The organism is Paenibacillus sp. strain BS8-2 (genome assembly GCF_054483835.1).
In genome coordinates this window covers 5,361,637-5,382,706 of record NZ_CM137010.1, presented here as the reverse complement: position 1 = coordinate 5,382,706, position 21,070 = coordinate 5,361,637, and the positions used below count along the sequence as shown (strand labels likewise).

The following is a 21,070-nucleotide window of genomic DNA, read 5'->3' as shown; positions in this document are numbered from 1 at the left end:
GTCCTAAGGAGATTATCCCTAGTAAGATGAAGATAGTATGTTCTTTGAATGTGTACAAGAAGCGGGCCTATCCCAAAAGATCCGCGTTTATGTAAGCGTTTACGTTAAATAATATATTTCATGGGGGGGAGTTTATATGAAACGTACACCTATGATGCTGCAGCTTATTGTCATTATGATTGTCGTCTTAGCGGTGCCGACGGCAATCTTGACCTGGTACAGCGGCGAGCAAATTTTACGAAATTCCGAGGAGGCGATTGCGCAATCGTCGCTCGCAGAACTAAATGCCAGCCGCAAACTAAATGAAAATACGTTGAATAATGTCACACAGAACACGGTACGATTAACAGCCACACACATCTTTGACCGGATACGCCCATACGAGACGTTTAGCGAGCTTCAATCAAGCTTCAGTACGATTAGCAATGCGAGATCCGTGTTAGTGCAATTACTTAATTTGAATCGGATCGATGATCAGGTCCATTCCTCCTTCTTTTATCTGGATGATTCGGATTATGTGGTGTCGACCGAAAAAGGGATCATGGAGCTTCGACAGTTCGAGACTATCGACTGGATGGCGGATGCTCTCGAAGGGCATAGGGGCATTAGCGGGGTATGGTACCCTCGCAAGCTCGAATCGGGGGAGTCTGTTATTTCGTATGTCCTGCCGCTTAATCGATTGTCCACAACGACACGAGGGACGGTTGTTGTTAATTTAAAAGAAAGTCGGATTGAAAGCGTATTCCGGTCGTCAGGCGCGGATCAAAGAGGGTATATGCTTTTAAGCTCGAGTGGCACCATTATTTCTCACAAGGACAAAAACATGTTGCTTCAGAATGTTTCGGATTCGCCTGAAATACGGGATATGTTGAATCAAGAAGCGAAGGAAGGGTATTTGATTCGTGAAAGCGACGGGGAACGCGTGCTCTACACGTGGTCGAAGTCGAGCCAATTCGAATGGATCAACGTAAGTATGAATTCGGTTAACGAGTTGATGGCGAGCTCTCATGCCATGCAGCGAAATATTATGCTGTTGACCGCAATCATCCTTGTTGCGGGTACCGTCATCTCCGTATTCGTTGCGACCTGGGTTTCCAAGCCGGCGAGAGAACTGGTTCGGATCATGCGCTCACGCGATAATTTGAGGTTCAAAGGGAAAAATGAGCTTGCTTATCTCGACGCGGCTTTCAAGCGGATGCGTGAAGAGGAAGAGGGACTTAATCACTTGCTGCATATTCGTGAGCAGGATGCTCGCAGCTTGGCCGTACATCATCTGATTCGCGGCGAATATTCGACGCAGGCAGCAGAGATGTTCCCAGCGCCTAATTTCCTTGTAGCTGTGGTCTCCATTGACGGCTACCGGCATTATGTAGGCGACACGAATCCGGAAACACGAAGCTATCATCGGTATTTGCTCATCTCGCAGTGTGAAGGTTTGTTCGAGAATTGGATGCAGGCACGCATGGTGTATCAGGGGGATGGAAACTTTGTCATCATCATTAACTACGGCACGTCGGAGCAGAATGGCGCAGGCGCCGCTATTCATGATGCACTAGCGGAAACTAGAGACACGGCGGCAAAGCTGTTAGACCACTCTGTAACCATTGGCGTAAGCAGTCCGGCCGATGAGAGCCATGGCGTAGCGGATCGTGTAGTCGAAGCGATGGAAGCGATCAAACAACGGATGATCGAAGGAAGCGGCAAGATTCATTATTGGAAGGACGAGAACGGACGAGACAAAAAGTATGTTTTCCCGGCTAACAGCGAACGGCGTATGCTCAACTTCCTCGACAATGGCGATTTGGATAGCATTTCGAAGGAGCTGCGTGCAATCAGCGAGGAGCTCCGTACGGCCGAATATGTCTCTTACGATAATATTTTGTTTGTTTACCATCAGCTGGCTGGAATTACTATTAAACATTTAAGGGAAAACAACGTCAGCACGGCCCGGATCTTTGCGGGAAGAGGCAATATTTATGCCGCGTTATCTACCATTGACACATTAGATGAGCTTGAGCAGTATATGTTCGAATTTACCCGCGATATTGTTCAGTACATGGCCCGAACGACCGGAGAAAGCAATCAATATGGTGAGCGGATTATAAGCTACCTGAATGAACATTATCGCGAAGAAATCGTATTCCAGGAGATGGCGAAGGAGATCGGGATCAGTTATTCGTATATGCGCAAGATCGTGTTCGAAATGACGGGTAAAAGTTTGATCGATTATTTGAATCATCTCCGCATCGAGAAGGCGAAGGAGCTGCTTACGGAGTCAAACCTCTCAATTATGCAGATTGCAGCCGAGGTCGGCTACTACAATGTGCAGAGCTTTAACCGGTTTTTCCGCAAGTTCGAGGGCATGCCGCCGAGCAGCTACAAATCTGCGAAATCCCGAACATCGTAAGCTGGAACGTGGGCTGTCGCTAGAGGCTGTGTAAGCCGATGGCGGCAGCTTTACTTTTGCTACTAGCGTTCAGAAATGATAATAACGTCCCCATAAAGCCCAGTAATAGCAAGGAAAAGATCAAAAATGAAGGGTGATGATCAATCTTCATGATTTACCGCTCCAAAATGTAAGCGCTATGATTAGGGCATCCCGAAGATGTTCGACTTGAAAGCAACGGGAAACGTGAAGACAAAAAGGAGGTGAGACTTTGAAAGCTGCGGAAGTTGCAAAAGCCGGAAGTGAGGGAGTTCCACAACTACATAAAAACCGAAATCGAGGAATCGCTCATTTTATTCGCCGGGATTGGCAGCTTTATGCGTTGCTGCTCATTCCATTGTCATTCGTCCTGTTATTCAAGTACGCGCCGATGTCGGGACTGATGCTTGCCTTCAAAGAATACAAAATCGCAAGAGGGTTCTGGGGAAGCGAATGGGTCGGCTTTGAGGTGTTCCAGGAGCTATTCGCCAAACCGGACTTTATCAGGGCGGTACGTAACACGCTGCTGCTTAACGTGCTTGATCTCTTGTTCAGCTTCACGATGCCGATCGTGCTCGCGCTATTGATCAATGAGGTCAAAGGAACCTTCTTCAAGCGTGTGAATCAGACGCTGCTTTACCTGCCGCATTTTCTATCATGGGTCATTATCGGAGCTATCGCCTATCAACTGTTAGGTCAGGGCAGCGGGATGATCAACAATCTATTCGAGCAATTAGGGTGGAATCGCGTACCGTTCCTTCAGGAGGATACCCATTGGTTGTTCAGCTATCTTGCCATTGGCGTGTGGCAGAGCATGGGCTGGGGGACGATTATTTACCTGGCGGCCATCACGGGGGTCAATCCCGAATTGTATGAAGCGGCAACGGTCGATGGAGCAGGCAGATGGCGCAAAATGTGGAACGTGACGATTCCTTCGATCCGCATGACGATTGTAACATTGTTAATTCTAAGTTTGGGCAACGTAATGGGCGGTTCATTCGAACGGATATTGGCATTAGCCAACAAAGCGACGACAGAATTTACGACGACGATTCCCGTGCTTGTATTCCGATGGGGGATCGAAGGCGGCGACTTTAGCCGGGCGACCGCACTCGGATTATTCCAAGCGGTTATCGGACTTATTCTGGTCCTTCTCGCCGATCGGATTGCCAAGAAGCTGGGAGAAGACGGATTGATCTAGAAAGGAGGCGAGCCATGAAATCACTCGATAGAACGATATCGGCATCCCGCAGGCCGCGCCTGGACATCTGGGAATTGCTTATCCGCTGCGTCTTGGTACTCGCATCGCTGGCTTGTTTGCTGCCGTTTGTCCATGTCGTTGCCAAATCGCTTAGCGACGATGCTTACGTCATTGCACAGAAGGTATTCCTGCTTCCGCAAGGCTTTACTCTTGAGGCGTACAGCAAGATATTCGCAGATGCAAGTATTCTCCGGTCGTTGTATGTAAGCGTTATCGTGACTGTGTTATTTACGATTATCGGGATGATCGTTACGATTTGCGCGGCTTACCCGCTGTCGCGGCCACAGCTGAAAGGACGCGCGGTGCTGACCTTTATCTGCGTATTCACCTTGTATTTCGGCGGGGGCATTATTCCCGATTACATGCTGATCAACAGTTTAGGCATGCTGGATACGATTTGGTCACTCGTATTGCCTCTATCGTTTAGTGCATTTAATCTATTAATTCTAAGGAGTTCTATTGCGAGCGGCATCCCGATTAGTCTGGAGGAATCAGCGCGTATAGACGGAGCGAGTCATTTCCGGATTCTGATTAGCGTCGTTCTGCCGCTCTCCAAGCCGATTCTGGCTACACTATCGTTGTTCTACGCTGTAGGCCGTTGGAACGCCTATCAAGACGCTTTGTTTTATATCAAACAAAACGTCGATCTGAGGCCGCTGCAGCTGAAGCTGTATTATCTGGTCGTGCAGGCAAGCGAAAGCTTCCAGCTTGAGGCGACGACTGTGCAGCTTAGCAACCCGGAGGTGCTGAAGGCTTCGGTTGTCGTGTTCGCCACGCTGCCGATTGTCTGCATCTACCCGTTCATTCAGAAATATTTTGTTCAAGGCGTCATGCTGGGGTCCGTCAAAGGATAACTCGATCGTCCTCGGCATTGCTTATTAAACCAAAACCAAATGGGGGAATTACGATGAGCAAAAAAAGAGTCGTCGCTGTATTAATGACAGTTATGATGAGTACGGGTCTGGTGGCAGCATGTTCGAGCAATAACAACGAACCAGCGGCAACAAACAAACCTTCTTCGACTGCGAGCAGCACGAATGCGGGATCAGGCGAACAAGCAGCAGAAGGTTTCCCCGATTATTCCAAAGGGTTCCCGGAGAAGGTCAACCTCGATATCCCGGTGTATGAGCGTGCGTTCGAAGGCTGGAATGTAACGGATAATTATTACACGCGATGGGTTCAGAAGGAATTCGGAGACAAATACAACATTAACGTCAAATTTGTGCCAATTACGCGTAATAACGAAGTAACGGATTTCGAGCAGCTATTGGCTGCGCATAAGGCGCCTGAGATCATCTTCCATTATGACATGCCGCAAGCGCTCGCTTATTACGGAGAAGATGTGATGCAGGAGCTGAATTGGGAAGAGATCGCGAACTACGCGCCTACCTACTGGGCCAACATGGGTGATACCGTGCAAAAATATGGCGTTGTCGATGGCAAAAACACGTTTATTTTCGCCGCGCGTCCGGATACTGACAACTTTGTCTCTTTGATCCGCAAGGACTGGGTAGAGCAGGTCGGGATGAAGATCGAAGATCTGACCTCGCTTGAGAAGTACAATGAAATGCTTGTGAAATGGAAAGAAGCCGGACTTGGCGTTCTGGGCGGAGCATTGACCCGCAACAACTACAACTACAGCTACGCATTCCGCGAGTGGCCGGTCGATCCGAAATACCGCGCGTTATATTCCGATCTTGCGATCGCGGATTTGACGACAAAGGATACCGAGGGCTGGCTGCGCAACCTGAACTATCAATTCAATAACGGAATTATCGATAAGGAATTTTATCTGCGTGATGACGACAACAAAGTTAAATCCGAATTTGTAGCAGGCAGAACAGGCACATATTCCATGTACCTTGCCAGCAATACCGATGTGTTCGAAGCTACGCTCAAAAACAATCCCGATGCCGAGTTCGCCGTCGTGCCGCCAGGCGCAGGCGTACCGGAAGGGCTGAAGCCGCAGGGACGCGCATACTGGCCATTCGGTTTCATCATGGGGATCAACTACGAATCGACGCCGGAGGAACGTGCTGCTGTATGGATGTATCTGGATTGGATGAGCCAGCCGGAGAACCTCTTCGTCTTCCAGAACGGTGTCGAAGGACAGAACTATACGCTTGATGCGGATGGACTGCCGGTGAAAACGGCTGATTTCAAAGGTGAATCGGTACTTTCCCAAAACAATAACAAAGATTATTGGGGACTTGTGACTGAATCGGCCGTATATGCAACGCCTGAGCTGACGCTTAAAGCCAATATGCGCAATTGGGCGCCTGCCGGTTATGAGTATCTGGCCGAAGACTTGATCAAATATCGGAACGAAACGACTGAATTCCGTACACCGGATGCACTCTTCAGTGTTGTGTTAGAGAAAGTGAATGAATATAAGGCAGACCTGAACGCGCTCTTCCAGGAGCTATACCTGGATATCGTACTCGCACCAGAAGCCGAATTTGATGCCAAATATGAAGCAGCTAAGAAACGATTCCTAGAAGCAGGATACCAAGAAGTATTGGATGAAAAACAAAAAGCGATCGACGCGGGTCAGTTCAGATAATTGCAGACAACATAGACATAAGACGGAGCCCCTGTATGACAGGGGCTTTGGCTTTGCTCTTGACAGGAGAGAATTCCCGATCCCATATTGGAATCAAGCGAATTGAAATAACAGTATTTATGATACGAAATGTATCATTTCTGTCGGCTAAAATGGGCAAACAACAAGATGATTGATGACATAGCGAGAGGGTTTTATTGAACTACATCTTAAAGGAGGATGATGAGAAGTGGTGAATCTGGTCAAATCCCGCAAGAAATCGTTTTGTGCTTTTTTGATGTCGCTGGTGATGGTATGCTCGATTGCCTCATGGCCTGCTGGGGTTCATGCGGAGGCGTCAAGCGGAGCGGTAGCAAGACAAGGGGAGTACTTAGATCGTGGATTGGTAGCGGTATTGGTGGATGGCGGCGTCTATCTGAGTTGGCGTTATTTGAACTCGGATGCGGAAGAAATCGCTTTCAATGTGTACAAAAACGGATATAAGGTCAATGCGGCTCCAATCACAGACTCGACTAACTACGTGGATACGACGGGGGCTGACAGCTCTCAGTATCAAATTTCCACCGTACTAGCGGGCAAAGAAGAGATGCTGCCGGATCTGGCTTCGGTGTGGCATAACAATTATTTGCCGATACCGCTGGATAAACCGGCCGACGGGCGTACAAAGGACGGAGGACATTATTCGTACATAGCGAGCGATGCTTCTGTCGCAGACGTGGACGGTGACGGCGAATACGAGATCGTGTTTCTCTGGAATCCGAGCAATGCAAAGGATAATTCGCAAGCCGGTTATACCGGCAATGTCTATATCGACGCGATCGAAATGGATGGCAGCAAGTTATGGCGGATCGACCTCGGCGTTAATATTCGGGCAGGCGCGCATTATTCGCCCTTTATGGTCTATGACCTGGACGGCAACGGCAAGGCCGAGGTTGTGGTCAAGACGGCCGACGGCACCAAGGACGGTCAAGGCGGAGTCATTGGCGACGGAACCAAGGATTATCGCAACGATGGCGGATATATCTTGACCGGTCCCGAATATTTGACGCTGTTTGATGGGGAAACCGGGCAAGAGGTATCCACTGTCGCTTATGATCCACAACGTGGAGACGTCAGCGCATGGGGCGATGGATACGGCAATCGAGTGGATCGATTCCTGGCTGCGGTCGCCTATCTGGATGGCGAGACGCCAAGCGTCATCATGACGCGCGGCTATTATACACGTACCGTACTCGCTGCATATGACTATGTCGGCGGTGAGCTGGTAAAACGTTGGACGTTCGACTCGAGTATTGCAGGGAGTCAATATGAAGCGCAAGGGAATCACGGTTTAAGTGTGCTTGATGTGGATTCCGACTGCAAGGATGAAATCATCTTTGGTGCGCTGGTCATTGACGATGACGGAACGGTCTTGTACAGCACAGGCCTTGGACATGGCGACGCCATGCATGCCGGCAAGCTGGATCCGACTCGTGATGGATACCAGATTGTCAGCGTTCATGAGCATACGAACTCCCCTTATGGCATTGAGATGCGCGATGGCGCAACAGGCGACATTATTTGGGGTCAATATACGGGCAAGGACACGGGGCGCGGCATGTCAGCCGATATCGATCCGACGTATCCGGGTTACGAATCATGGGGCTCGGGCATCGTAGATGGTCTCGCGGTTCCCGAAACAAACGGGTATGCAGCTAACGGAGAGGTCATTTATGAGCCCAGCGAAACGCCTAAAAGTGTGAACTCCGCCATTTGGTGGGATGGTGACCTTCAGCGCGAGTTATTCGACCATCAATGGGATAATGCCTCGGCTAAAGGAATTCCACTCGTCTATAAATGGGATTACGAGAACAAAAAGTTGAACGAAATATTTAGAGCGACAGGCGCTCTGACAAACAACCATACCAAAGGAAATCCGGCGCTGCAAGCGGATGTGCTGGGAGATTGGCGCGAGGAGCTGCTGCTGCGAAGCGAGGACAGCACGGAATACAGATTATACACGACAACCATTCCGACAGCTTACCGAATCACAACGTTAATGCAGGATCCTGTATATCGTTTAGGCATAGCTTGGCAGAATGTCGGATATAACCAGCCCCCGCATACAAGCTTCTACCTTGGAAGCGAAGCCACGTCGTTCCCGAGGGCAAATCTTGCCCTTACAGGAGGCAGTGAGACGCTGGAGATGGTTCGCCATTTCGATTTTGGCACAGCAACCTCGCCGAATACGACCTCCGTTCAGGATACAGTCTACTCGGAAGTGACGGGATACGGCTTCGAGCAGACGAGCGGCATCACAGTGGGCGAGGATATTGTTTCCTTACCGGAGCAAACAAAGTTCGCCGTTAATCTGCCTAATGCCAACTATAAAGTAACGCTGAAGCTTGGTTCCAATTCGCATGATTCGAATATAGGTGTCAAATCCGAATTCGTGCAGAAGCTTGCCGTCACGAATGTGCAAGCGGGCACACCGCTGCAGTATGCATACGACATTGCGCTGGTAGACGGACAGCTCGAGTTTATATTCTCCGGTACGGCGATTGACGTACAAGAGATAATAATTGAACGATATCCGGATGCGGCGCCTGGCACAGGGGCGACGATCTATATGGCCGGAGACTCTACGATGCAATCGTACAGCGCAGCTCAAGCTCCGCAGGAAGGCTGGGGTCAGCAATTCGGCCAATACTTCTCGGACGGCGTCGTTGTGCAGAACCATTCGATCGGCGGCAGAAGCAGCAAGTCCTTTATGGTCGATGGCCGATTGGATACGGTTTTGCGTCAGATCAAACCTGGCGACTACTTCTTTATTTCATTCGGTCACAATGATGCGAGCGCTGGCATACCGGATCGGTACGCTTCGCCGGAAGACTACAAAACGTATCTGGCTCGTTATGTGAACGGAGCTAGACAGCGAGGCGCAACGCCTGTGCTGCTTACTCCGGTAGGACGCCGCGACTTTAATTTGATCACGCAAGAATTTAATGTCAGCTTCCCTGATTATGTGAACGCAAGCAAGCAGGTTGCTGAAGAGCTGGGCGTACAATTAATCGATCTAAGCGCGTTAAGTATCGCCCATTATAACGAAATCGGATTGGCAGCATCAGAGAAGGTATTCTTGTACGCTTATCCGGGCCAATATCCGAAATATCCTAGCGGGATAAACGACAACACACATTTCAGCGCCTATGGCGCAAATGTGATTGCCGGCTTGGTCGCAGGCGCGTTGAAAGAGATGGAACTTGACTTGGCGCCGCTGGTGATTGATCCGAATATTGAGGAGCCGGAACCGGAACCGGAGAATCCGATCTACGAAGAAAACTTCGAAGGTGATGCGGCAGCCTATCAATATGCCATGGTCAACGCAACAGGAATTGGCGGACAGATGGCGGGGACGGTTGTCGAGCAGAGCGGCAATAAAGTATTGTCCGTTACAGGCTCCGGGTCGGGTCATCGGGCCAAAGTGTTCCGCTTGTTCGATGCGGTGGGCGGCGATATCGTCAATGTGAATTTCAACTGGCACTCCGGCAATGTAGGGGCTTCGCCTTCGGAAGGACATTTGACACTGCAAGACAGCAACGAGAATCTTATTCTCACCCTATATACGACTAGCGGTACCAATACGCCGATCGGTTATTTCGCCGGACACTATCCAGCAGATTATGGAACGGGCAATTCGGCTATTCCTGCCGGAGGTGCGTTCACGACGATCGCCAAGAATCAGTGGGTAAATGTGGATGCCGATATTAACTTTGCGGAGAAAACCATCGATTTGACGTTGACTAGTTTGGCTGACGGCAGTGTTACACAAACCATCGAGAACATTCCGATGAGCGCCGGAACCGCTTATGCGGACAACGTAAGAGCGATGCGCTTCCTGGGTACAAGAAAGGGAGGCGGCGGCACGCTGCTCTGGACTACTCAGATCGACAATGTGCGGATTGAAGGGGAGACGCTGCCGCCGGTTGCTGGCGACCAGACCGAGCTTGCTGCGCTGCATAACGAGATCTTGGAGCTGGATTTGAGTGGTTATTCGAACGAGTCCGTTGCCGTACTAAATAAAGCAATGGAAGCCGCTGAGGCAATGATCGGTACGCCTGCAACACAAGCGCAAGTCGACCATACGTTTAACATGCTGAAGGTTGCAAGAGACTCGTTGACGAGTGAGCCGCCGGTCGCGATTACCGATTACCGATTCGATTTCGGCTCTGGTGAAGCGGCTGAAGGATACATCAAGGTAGATGCTTCACGCGCGTATGTAGAGGGCAATGGGTATGGATTCGTCGATACGGCTTTGATCGAGGATGTTAACCGTGCGAACGGCAACGCGCTCACGGGGGATTTTGTCCGAATCAACGGCACCTCGTTCCTGGCAGAGCTTCCGCCAGCCAATTACCGCGTAACGATGAGCGTTGGCGATTCGTTGGAGGCAACGAACATCAGCGTGACGACAGAACAGATGGCGAAGGTAGCAGCCGCCACTGTTCCGGCGGGGGAAATTGGGGAGATTTCGTTTGATATCGCGCTAATCGATGGCGTATTCGATTTCGAGTTCTCGGGTAATACACCGAAGCTTAATGCGTTGAAGCTGGAGCGATTGCAAGGCAACGGCGTCGCAGATCAACCAGTCATCTATCTAGCAAGTGATTCTACTGTCGCGAATTATGCGGAAGGTTATCGTCCACAAGCGGGATGGGGCGAGACGTTAGGCGGCTTCTTCGATCTGGATGAAGTCAGCATCGATAATCGGGCAGTCGGCGGGTTAAGCAGCAAAACCTTCTTGACTGGCGGTTATCTAAACGATCTTCTGCTGGATGTGCATGTAGGGGATTATCTCTTCATGCAGTGGTCTCATAATGACTCTACACCGTCTCGACCAGAACGTTATCTAACGCCGGAGCAGTTCAAGGTATATCTGGAAACCTATATCGATGGCGCGGTGCAGCGCGGAGCGATACCCGTATTAGTAACGCCGGTCAACCGCCGCGACTTCACGGGCGATGTGCTGAACAAGAGCTTCCCGGAATATGTGACGGCAATGAAGGAAGTGGCGCAAGAGACCAATACGCTGTTGATTGATCTGAACCAGGCCAGCTGGGAAGTCTTCCAAGAGCTTGGACCTGAAGGAACCAAATCCATTTTCTTGTGGGTTGACGGCAAAGAAGACAATACACACTTGCAGATGAACGGTGCGATTAAGACAGCCGAGCTTGTTGCAAGAATTGTCAAAGGATTAAATATCCCATTGTCCGCCGCTGTTACCTTGGACGATACAGAGGTTCCGCCGGGCGATCAATGGGCAACAGCGGCATTGTCCGGTCCTGCAAGCACGTATGCAGGTCAAGCGGTTGAGCTGACTGTAGGTGTATCTACAGTTGCACAAGGCTTCACGGCGATGGATGTTGTTCTGCAGTATGATCCATCGAAGATGTCATTCGAGACGAACGTCTTGGAAGGCGGCGGAGTCGAGCTTGCGGAAAACGCGATCGTAACCAAACATGCCGGGCTGCATGTCATTGCATCGGCCGTACGTCCCGCCGAAGGGCAAATTCGCGTCATTCTGATCAGCGGGGGTGAAGCGCAATCGGTTGTAGATAGCGGTGCGTTGTTTGCCCTGAATGGCAGAGTCAAGGAAGATGCGCCTAATGGCAATGTTTTGTCATCCGTAACAAAATTCGAAGTGTCACGCGACGGGCTTGCCGGAATCGTGAACATCGGGGAGGCTTACCATACGATCAACATTGGTCAAGCGCCGCCGATCGACTCGGATAAGACGGCACTAATCGCAGCTATCGCTGCCGCACAGGCGAAGCTGGCTCAAGCACAAGAAGGCGTAAAAATCGGACAATTCGAGATAGGCTCCAAAGCTGCGCTGCAAGCAGCCATTAACGCGTCAACGGCTGTTCGTACGAACGAATGGGCGACGCAGGCGCAAGTTGATGCATCGACGGCAGCGCTTAACAATGCTATCCAGCTATTCCAGAGTAAATTTATTAGTCTGGTGGATGGTCAAACGCAAATTACGATCCGGGATCTGTCGATCATTGCGAAGTATTTTGGCATGACATCCCAGGATCCGCGCTGGAACGAAATCGCCAAAGCCGATCTATTAGATGATGGTCAGATCAATATTCGCGTGTTGGCCGCGGTTGCTCGCATGATTATGTCGGACTGGTCTGTGCAATAGGAGGTAGAGCAGGAAGTAGAGCTGGAAGTAGCGCAGGAGGGGGAGGACATTCTTCCTCCTTCTATTCTCTGTTTAGCAAGAACATAACATGCAAGAATGACGGAAGGAAGATGCGAATTGGCAGTTTTCAATAGACAAGTGAAGATTGTGCTAAGCATGCTGCTAATCATGTCGTTGTGGTTGCCAGGCTCAATTCTGGCAAATGACGTTCCCGCCTTTAGCATGAAAGCTTTGAATTTAGGAGGCAAATTGGTTGTTGAAGTGAAAGGACATCAATTATCGGACGTATATGCCTTCCAGTTTAATCTGGATTATGACGAAAGTACGCTGAAGTTTATCGAGGCGAGTAGTCCAATTTCCGGTTTCACGGTGGATCCCGTTGCCAAGAATGGGAGCGTGTTATTCGCGCATTCGAAAGTCGGGAATACGAAGGGGACGAAGGGGGACGCCGTGCTTGCGACGTTTACGTTCGAGAGGCAGTCAACGACTACTTCCTTGTTGGATTTGCATTCGATTAAATGGGTGAATTCCGAGCTGGACATGGTCGAACTTGGCACAAAGGTCGTATTGTCATCCGCTTATGTACAATATACGGATATTGCCGGACATTGGGCTGAAGCTTCGATTCTAAAGGCGAGCGAGCAGGGTTGGATTACAGGCTACGAAGATGGAACGTTTCGTCCGCAGCGGCAAGTGACGCGCGCTGAGTTCGTCGCGATGCTCGTGCGCGCGCTGGACTTGCCGATTCCTTCGCCGCCGCAACCGTCCTTCGCCGATCATGGGAGCATTCCTCAATGGGCAATCGGTTACGCGGCAGCAGCTAAGGAAGCTGGGCTGGTCGAAGGGTATGCCGACGGGAATTTCCAGGGGAACAAGCCGATCTCTCGCACGGAGATGGCGGTATTGATCGTTAGAGCGGAAGGTGTCAAGCCGCGCCTAGGCGGCCTGCTCCAGTTTGTCGATACGGAACAGATTCCAGCCTGGGCCCGCCCGTATATTGCTGAAGCAGTCGAGCGAGGCTGGGTTAAAGGTGTCGGAGGTAATCGGTTTGCACCGTTAGCTCAGGCTACTAGGGCTGAGTCGGCCCATCTCATTCTGACGATCCTCACAGAGGAGTAACATTCTCCTGCAACATGAGTCCTGCTGCATGAGTCCTGCATGCGTTCAGGAAACCTCGCCTGTACCGAACAGCTTTCGATACGTCTCCGGCGTCATGCCTTCCTTACGGCGGAAAGTGGCGACGAAGTGGCTGGGATCCCGGAAGCCGACGGCTTCTCCGATCTGACGGACGGTCCAATCTGGTCGGGAAGGCAGCCATTCCTTTGCTTTGCGTATTCGTAACCCAATCAAATAGGCGTACGCTGTCTGACCGAACAACTCGCGAAATTTTTCGTTTAGCTGACGTTCGCCAATGTCGAGCAAGGAGGCCATCTCTGCAAGACCGATACCGGGATCCGAGAACTCGGTTTCCAGCCATTCCAGCAGGATCTGTACGCGCTCCAGCCGTTTGGAGATGGAGGGACGGTTATCAATTCGAGCTTCCGTCTGCAGCAATGTCAGGAAGCGGTACAAATCGGAGGAAAACTGCCAACCCGACGGGTCTCCTCCTGACTCGGCGAGCGAGAGCATGTCCTCCAAGAGGCTTGGGAGCTGATCATTGCCGGCTTCCAATTGGAAACGTTCTGCTTTGCCCCATCCGAAGGACTGGACAAAGTTCGCTGCCATGCTGCCGTGGAATGTAATAAATCCCGTATACCATGAGCCGTTTTTGGCTTCGTATCGATGAGGAACTCCCGGATAGAAGAAGACACCGGTATGCGGGGTCATTCTCCAGGTTTGATCGCCGAAGGACAATTCGCCTTCTCCGTCAAGCGTCTGGAGCCAGTGAAAGTATGGATAGCCGTTCGGTCGATCGATCGCTTCTTGCTCCGTATTCGTTCCGATCGATTCAATCTGCAGCGGCAGCAGCTCTGCGGGGGTAGCAGGAACGATGCGACGTTTCATCTTGATCCTCCGTTTTCTTATATGCCAAATCAATTTTATTATATAGGATCGGGCAACAGGAAGACATACAATAAAGATATAATTTGCAGTTTTATCATACAACTTGAGGAGTGACAAGATGATCAGCGCGAAAAAGCCGAAAATTTGGTACGGTGGCGACTATAACCCCGATCAGTGGGAGAAGGAAGTATGGGACGAGGATTTGCGTATGTTCAAGCTGGCGGGCATCGACGTCGCAACGCTCAATGTTTTCGCATGGGCGAAAAATCAGCCGAACGAGGACACCTACGACTTCGGCTGGCTCGACGAGATGATGGACAAGCTCCACGCGGATGGAATCGGCGTGTGTTTGGCTACTAGCACAGCTGCGCATCCCGCCTGGATGGCGCGCAAATACCCGGATGTGCTTCAAGTCGACTTCAACGGCCAGAAACGGAAGTTCGGCGGGCGCCATAATTCATGCCCGAACAGTCCGACCTTCCGCAAGTATTCGGTCCGCATGGCAGAGAAGCTAGCGGAACGCTACAAGGATCATCCCGCGCTTCTCATATGGCATATCAACAATGAATATGGCGGTGCCGGCAACTGCTACTGCGACAATTGTGAACGTGCTTTCCGCGAGTGGGTCAAAGCTCGTTATGGAACGCTGGAGGCGGTCAACCGTGCTTGGAACGCAGGTTTCTGGGGTCATACCTTCCACGATTGGGATGATATTGTATTGCCGAGCGGACTTAGCGAGGAGTGGGCAGGGGCCAACGGTCGTACGGAAACGAACTTCCAAGGGATCTCGCTCGATTATATCCGCTTCCACTCGGACAGCTTGCTCGAATGCTACAAGCTGGAATACGAAGCAGTCAAAACATATACGCCTGAGGTTCCTGTCACCACAAATTTGATGGGGGCATTCAAGAAGCTAGATTATCACAAATGGGCCAGACATATGGACGTTGTATCATGGGATAACTACCCTCGTTTCGACACGCCGCATAGCTACACAGGCATGATGCACGATTTGATGCGCGGATTGAAGGACGGCCAGCCGTTTATGCTGATGGAGCAAACGCCGAGCCAGCAGAATTGGCAGCCCTATAATTCATTGAAACGTCCCGGCGTTATGCGCTTGTGGAGCTATCAAGCAGTGGCGAGAGGCGCCGATACGGTATTGTTCTTCCAACTGCGTAGATCGGCTGGCGCTTGCGAGAAATATCATGGAGCCGTTATCGAGCATGTCGGTCACGAGAACACGCGCGTCTTCCGTGAATGCGCCCAGCTCGGCATGGAGCTAGGTAAGCTTGGCGATACGCTTCTCGATGCCCGTGTGGAGGCCAAAGTCGCAATTCTTTTCGACTGGGAGAATTGGTGGGCCGTCGAGATGTCAAGCGGCCCAACCATCGCGCTGAAATACGTGGATGAAGCGCACAAATTCTACGATGCGTTATACCGGCAGGGCATCGCGGCGGATGTGGTCAGCGTGAATGCGGACTTAAGCGGCTATGATCTCGTGATCGCGCCGGTTATGTATATGGTGAAACAAGGACTCGCAGAGAAGTTGGAAGGTTATGTGCATAATGGCGGCACGTTGATATCTACATTCTTTAGCGGCATCGTCGACGAAAGCGATCGTGTGAAGCTGGGCGGTTACCCTGGCGAGCTGAGAAAGCTGCTTGGCATATGGGCAGAGGAGATTGATGCTTTGTTGCCGAGCCAGCGCAATCGAATGGTTCCGACGGGAGAATCAAGCGGCTATCGATCCGAATACGAATGCGGCATGCTCTGCGACTTGATCCATACCGAAGGTGCAGCAGTGAAAGCCGTGTATGGCGATGACTTCTATCGCGGCATGCCAGCGCTTACGGTTAACTCGTTCGGGGCGGGAGAGGCTTGGTATTTGGCGACTAGCCCGGAAGCTGCTTTCCTTCAGGATTGGTTGGCAGAGGTATGTGCAGCCAAAGGGATAGAGCCCATTATTGCCAATGCGCCGGAAGGCGTTGAGACGACTGTGCGCTCGAAGGACGGCAAATCCTATTTGTTTGTGCTCAATCATAATGCCGAAGCTGTTTCGGTTGAGCTTGGAGATCGTTCAGGTGTCGAGTTATTGTCGGGTGAGGTTATCGCAGGCGGTGGCATTGAGATCGCTGGACGGGACGTACGGATTATTGAACTGCAATCCTGATATAAGAAATACATGTGCGTAGATTGATGATGGTACGGATCAGAAAGAAGAAGGGATGGAAGAGATGAAGCTGAACGCTAAACAAACGGAGTTGAAGGAAGCAGCAGGACGAGTTGCGGAGTATACATTCGGCATGGATTTGACATGGGATTGGCCGGGAGGCGTGGCCTATTATGGCGTGAGCCGAGCATACGAGGTAACGGGGGAACAAATGTATCTGGACCGCATGGTGGCGTGGGTCGACGAATATATCGAAGCGGGTCTCCCGGTGTGGACAGTCAACTCTTGTGCGATTGGGCATATGCTGCTGACCTTATACGAGCAGACGAAGGATGATCGGTACAAGGAGCTTATCTTTAGCAAGCTGGATTATTTGGAGAACAAAGCGCTGCGTTTCGGCGATGGCGTGCTGCAGCATACCGTGTCGGCCAATAATGATTTTCCCGAGCAATGTTGGGCGGATACGTTGTTTATGGCGGCATACTTCATGCTGCGGGCGGGCATCGTATTGGATCGCAAACCTCTCGTGGAAGATGCGCTGCATCAATTCTATTGGCATATCAATTACTTGCAGGACGAAGACGACGGTTTGTGGTACCACGGCTACAATCATATCTCCAAGGATCACATGTCCGGCATGTATTGGGCGAGAGCGAATGCATGGGCGGCGTACACGATGTCGCGAGCGGCCAAGATTCTTCCGGAAGCTTACTTGTATCCGCCAATGATGCATATATGGAGCGCGTTGCGCGACCAACTGGCGGCCATCAAGGTGCTGCAAAAGGAAGATGGGCTCTGGGGCACCGTGCTCGATTATCCAGAAGCATATGGCGAGGTATCGGCAACGGCCGGCATTGCCGCCGCCATGCTAACGCAAGGCAATCCGCTGCACGGCAAATATGTGCAAAAGGCGCTTGACGGGGTGCTGAACAATATCTCAGGCAACGGACGCGTGCGAAACGTTTCTGGCGGCACTGCGGTCATGAACGATCTCGAAGGTTACCTCGGCATCGACCGGAAGTGGGCGCAGGGGTGGGGGCAAGGACTTACGCTGGCGTTGCTCGCTTCCGCAATGGAACGAGTGCAAGAGTAAAGGTAACGAAGGAAGTCGGAAGCAGCGACCAAACAAAGAGGCCCATGCGCTTACGCATGGGCCTCTTTGTTCGATTCATATAGGACGAGTCTACGAGCGTTAACCATTCAGCTTACGGAACACTTGATAAGAACGCTCGGCACATTGGGATATCGCGATCGGGTGGAAATCGGATATTTCCGAATACAACGTGTCACGTAGAGGAGCCGTCCAGTGCTGGGGCAATCGCTGCGCGCCCCATGATGCCCCCATGATGGAACCGACTGTTGCACCGTTGCAGTCCGTATCCCATCCGCCCAGGACAGAAGTGGCGATTGCCGTCTCGAAGTCTCCTTTGGCAAATATAATCGAAGCTGCAACGAGTGCGGCATTGTTATTGGTGTGCACGGGATTATAATGGCCGAAAGCGCTCCATAACTCTTCGATCAGCGCTTCTTGCGTTTGAGCCCGTCGGGCGATTTCGATGGCTTGTTCGACATCTCGGGATAATCTGCAACGACTTGGAATCTCGCTAAGACCGATACGGACAATCGTCTCGGGATCACTTTCGACGAAGGCTGCTGCAATCATCGCCGCACACAACATTTCCCCGTAGATCCCGTTTTTTACATGGGAGAACGAAGCATCACGCCATGCAAGATCGGCTGCGCGTTCAGGATTACCCGCCGCGCCGTAAGCCAGTCCGTCTGCGCGAATCTGAGCGCCAATCCATTCGCGGTAAGGATTGAGATAGGTGCGAACCCACTCTATACGCTGAGCCCAATCGTCCGGTCGCTGCCCCTTCTGATGGGAGGTGACTTGAGCGAAATTGAGATATGCCTGCGTTTCGGCTGTGCAGACTTGGCGATAAGGCAGACGAGCATGCCACAGCTTGCCGATATCCCACGAATCGAAGTCATATCCATGTTCCTCGAGCAGGATCAAACCTAATACCGTATAACGAATATCATCATCGGTTTCCATAAATTTGATCTGTTCTTTCGTGCTTCTATAGCCTCCTGTTGCAAGCTTCAGCCCATGGGTGTCGGCCGCAGTGGAGTGTTGTGGCGCGTAATCGGCAATCGGCCAGGCATTGGCGCCTTCCATCCAAAGCTTCACATTTTTCCATCCGGGATTTTCTTCGGTCCCGCTCATGAATGGCCACACTTCAAAGGGCTTCCCAAGTGCGCAGCCGATACTGCGGCCCAGCCATGCGCCATAAAATTTATCGCGCCATTGCTCATCCGTGAATTCGGCATTCAGTTGTCGCGGTCCCGCTGGACGCAAGGCTCGAATGCCTGCGAGATCGGAGGGCTCGTCAAACGGGAAATCCGGACTGATTTCTAGCTGCATCAATTCGTTATATATACGCATTAATTGTGTTTCATCCTGTTCCGCTGCGCGTACACGCTCTGCAAAGCCGGCAACCTCACAGCCCTCTTCGCGTCTCTGCACAACCTCTTTTTCTACCAATTCGAATAGATTAGTCCAACCAGCCATGATAGAACCCTCCGATGCTTTCGAATGACTACTTGGCTTTATTATATAAAAGGGGGAGATCCCTCTCTACTCAATTCTTGAGGGATACTCTCAAGTATTGCGTGGATCGCATATTTCTGGCGATAGTCCAACGGTGACAACCCCGTTATATGTTTGAATTGTCTGAAGAAGGAGGCAACGCTCTGGAATCCGCTTTCTAATCCTACTTCCGTAACGTTGATATCGGATTGCAGCAATAGTCGCTTGGCTTCGTTGACTCGTAGTTCAAGCAAGATATCCTTGTAGCCGCGGCCAAGTTCTTGTTGAAACAGGCGGCTGGCCTGCGAAGGGCTGACATGGAGCGTGGCGGCGACATCGGAGAGCTCCATAGGCTCGCGAAATCGGGTATGCATCCATTCCAATGCGGGGCGCATACGGCTGAAGGAGCGAGTCAGTTTGTTCCATTGCGGTGTGGCAATGCCACTAGCATAGTGACGGAGCAACAACACGCATATTTCCAGCAGCGTGCTTTTGGCCATACTTTGATAACTGGCGTCTCGTTTCTCCAATTCGGCACTCATTTTGTGAATTAATGCGCCAAGCAATGGGGCAAGGGATGAGTCCGCAGGTATGTGGTTGTTGAAGTGATCGGAGCGGTAGGAGAATGGGAGTAGCAGCGCTTCGTCTTCGGCGAGCAGCAACCTGGGATCGAAGTTAATAAAGATGAATGTACTCGGCTCGATCTCATCTGCTTGAGCGATATGCAGTTCCAGATTGTTGACGATAAACACATCGCCGCATTGCACCGCATATTTTTTTTCTCCGTAATAAAACAATCCGCGACCAGCTATACATAATCCGATCTCCAGACTGTTGTGGTAGTGAAGAGGTTTAAGCGTACTGCTCGGCGTCCAGCAGAAGGCATTGATAGGTATCGAATGATCATAAGAAATGGTCAGCCTCATCGTCCATCACCTCGCAATGTGTATATCTCTGAATGTGTTCGCAGTCAAGCGCGTACCCAGTACCGGACATCACATTACAACCTGTGCAGCTTCCGGTAGACGGTGGGGCTCATCTTCATTTTTTTCGAGAATAATCTGCTGAGATAAAAGCCGCTTTCGTATCCGCATGCCGCCGCGATCTCATCAAGCGTTCCATCGGTCTCCAGCAATAAACGGTTGGCTTTCTGCAGCCGCAATGAGGTCAAATAATGGCTTGGCGTCTGACCGAAGGCGGCATGGAATTTCCGGGTAAATTGTACGGGGCTCCAGCCCTTGGATGCGGAGAAGCAGGAAAGTTGGAGCGGGCCAAATGCATGCTCGCGAATCCAATCCGCCGCCGCTTGCAGCTCTGGATCGATTGGCGTGGCGTTTCGTTTGCCGTCTACATCCAGGTTACTTGGCAGCCAGCACTGTTTCCACAGGTCGGCAAAATAATGTTTGGTAATCGCGAGACTCCTTGCGTCGCTTATATAATCGGATAGCCGGCTCAGTGCATCATACGCTTGAGTAAGCCTGATACCATCCCGAACGGAGACTTTGCATGGCATGGAGGATGCTACGCTTTGATGTGTGAGATCGCAGGGGGAACAATCCGCGTTTACCCATCGAAACGTATAAAAGTAGAAGGAGACTGGCTCGACCACTTCTCTGAAAAATGGAGTATGCGGTGGGCAGATGACGAGATCGCCCCGCATAGCCACGCCTTCGGTATTATGAATCCGAAATCGAAACTGTCCATCAGTGACAGCGAACATAACCCAGTTCTCGTACTGATCCTCGGCTAATAGAAAAGCATCCTTGCGATGCCAGTACATGTTCGAGATTGGATAGGGATCGATGGTCAAGAAATCCATGGCAACTCGTCCACCTTTGAAATTTTGTGCATGCCTCATTAAAGTTTG

Annotated in this window: 12 protein-coding genes; 8 read left to right on the top strand and 4 right to left on the bottom strand. The window is 51.1% G+C overall.

Features of this window, described 5'->3' with window-relative positions; translation table 11 throughout:
* Window positions 1-136 precede the first annotated feature (136 nt).
* From ACX1C1_RS23545 to ACX1C1_RS23520, 6 genes are all read left to right on the top strand, one after another.
* Complete coding sequence (locus ACX1C1_RS23545; RefSeq protein ID WP_458954549.1) at window positions 137-2,407, top strand: helix-turn-helix domain-containing protein; 2,271 nt, start codon at window positions 137-139, stop codon at window positions 2,405-2,407.
* Between the two features lie 250 nt (window positions 2,408-2,657).
* Window positions 2,658-3,626 (top strand): ABC transporter permease, encoded by a 969-nt coding sequence (locus ACX1C1_RS23540; protein WP_458954548.1) that lies wholly within the window; start codon window positions 2,658-2,660, stop codon window positions 3,624-3,626.
* Between the two features lie 14 nt (window positions 3,627-3,640).
* On the top strand, window positions 3,641-4,540 hold the full coding sequence (locus tag ACX1C1_RS23535) for a carbohydrate ABC transporter permease (RefSeq protein ID WP_458954547.1): 900 nt from the start codon (window positions 3,641-3,643) through the stop codon (window positions 4,538-4,540).
* Window positions 4,541-4,593: 53 nt separating this feature from the next.
* Window positions 4,594-6,249, top strand: coding sequence for a type 2 periplasmic-binding domain-containing protein (locus ACX1C1_RS23530; protein WP_458954546.1), 1,656 nt, complete (start codon window positions 4,594-4,596; stop codon window positions 6,247-6,249).
* A 238-nt stretch (window positions 6,250-6,487) separates the two neighbouring features.
* Complete coding sequence (locus ACX1C1_RS23525) at window positions 6,488-12,436, top strand: rhamnogalacturonan lyase family protein (RefSeq protein WP_458957784.1); 5,949 nt, start codon at window positions 6,488-6,490, stop codon at window positions 12,434-12,436.
* A 117-nt stretch (window positions 12,437-12,553) separates the two neighbouring features.
* A complete protein-coding gene (locus ACX1C1_RS23520) occupies window positions 12,554-13,555 on the top strand; it encodes an S-layer homology domain-containing protein (protein ID WP_458954545.1) in 1,002 nt (333 codons plus the stop codon).
* A 45-nt stretch (window positions 13,556-13,600) separates the two neighbouring features.
* Here the strand turns inward: ACX1C1_RS23520 and ACX1C1_RS23515 are convergent, their stop codons facing one another.
* On the bottom strand, window positions 13,601-14,440 hold the full coding sequence (locus ACX1C1_RS23515; protein ID WP_458954544.1) for a helix-turn-helix transcriptional regulator: 840 nt from the start codon (window positions 14,438-14,440) through the stop codon (window positions 13,601-13,603).
* A gap of 118 nt (window positions 14,441-14,558) precedes the next feature.
* Here ACX1C1_RS23515 and ACX1C1_RS23510 point away from each other — a divergent pair, with 118 nt between their 5' ends.
* Together ACX1C1_RS23510 and ACX1C1_RS23505 are read left to right on the top strand one after the other, a co-directional pair.
* A complete protein-coding gene (locus ACX1C1_RS23510) occupies window positions 14,559-16,613 on the top strand; it encodes a beta-galactosidase (protein ID WP_458954543.1) in 2,055 nt (684 codons plus the stop codon).
* A 64-nt stretch (window positions 16,614-16,677) separates the two neighbouring features.
* Window positions 16,678-17,706: a glycoside hydrolase family 88/105 protein gene (locus tag ACX1C1_RS23505; protein ID WP_458954542.1), complete on the top strand. Its 1,029-nt coding sequence runs from the start codon at window positions 16,678-16,680 to the stop codon at window positions 17,704-17,706.
* Window positions 17,707-17,805: 99 nt separating this feature from the next.
* Here ACX1C1_RS23505 and ACX1C1_RS23500 read toward each other — a convergent pair whose 3' ends face one another.
* The 3 genes from ACX1C1_RS23500 to ACX1C1_RS23490 all read right to left on the bottom strand — a co-directional run bounded on the left by ACX1C1_RS23500 (window position 17,806) and on the right by ACX1C1_RS23490 (window position 21,022).
* The gene (locus ACX1C1_RS23500) at window positions 17,806-19,185 is read right to left on the bottom strand and encodes an ADP-ribosylglycohydrolase family protein (protein WP_458954541.1); all 1,380 of its coding nucleotides are present in this window, start codon (window positions 19,183-19,185) and stop codon (window positions 17,806-17,808) included.
* 41 nt (window positions 19,186-19,226) lie between these two features.
* Complete coding sequence (locus tag ACX1C1_RS23495; protein ID WP_458954540.1) at window positions 19,227-20,129, bottom strand: helix-turn-helix domain-containing protein; 903 nt, start codon at window positions 20,127-20,129, stop codon at window positions 19,227-19,229.
* Between the two features lie 74 nt (window positions 20,130-20,203).
* Window positions 20,204-21,022 (bottom strand): helix-turn-helix domain-containing protein, encoded by an 819-nt coding sequence (locus ACX1C1_RS23490; RefSeq protein ID WP_458954539.1) that lies wholly within the window; start codon window positions 21,020-21,022, stop codon window positions 20,204-20,206.
* Between the last annotated feature and the right edge of the window lie 48 nt (window positions 21,023-21,070).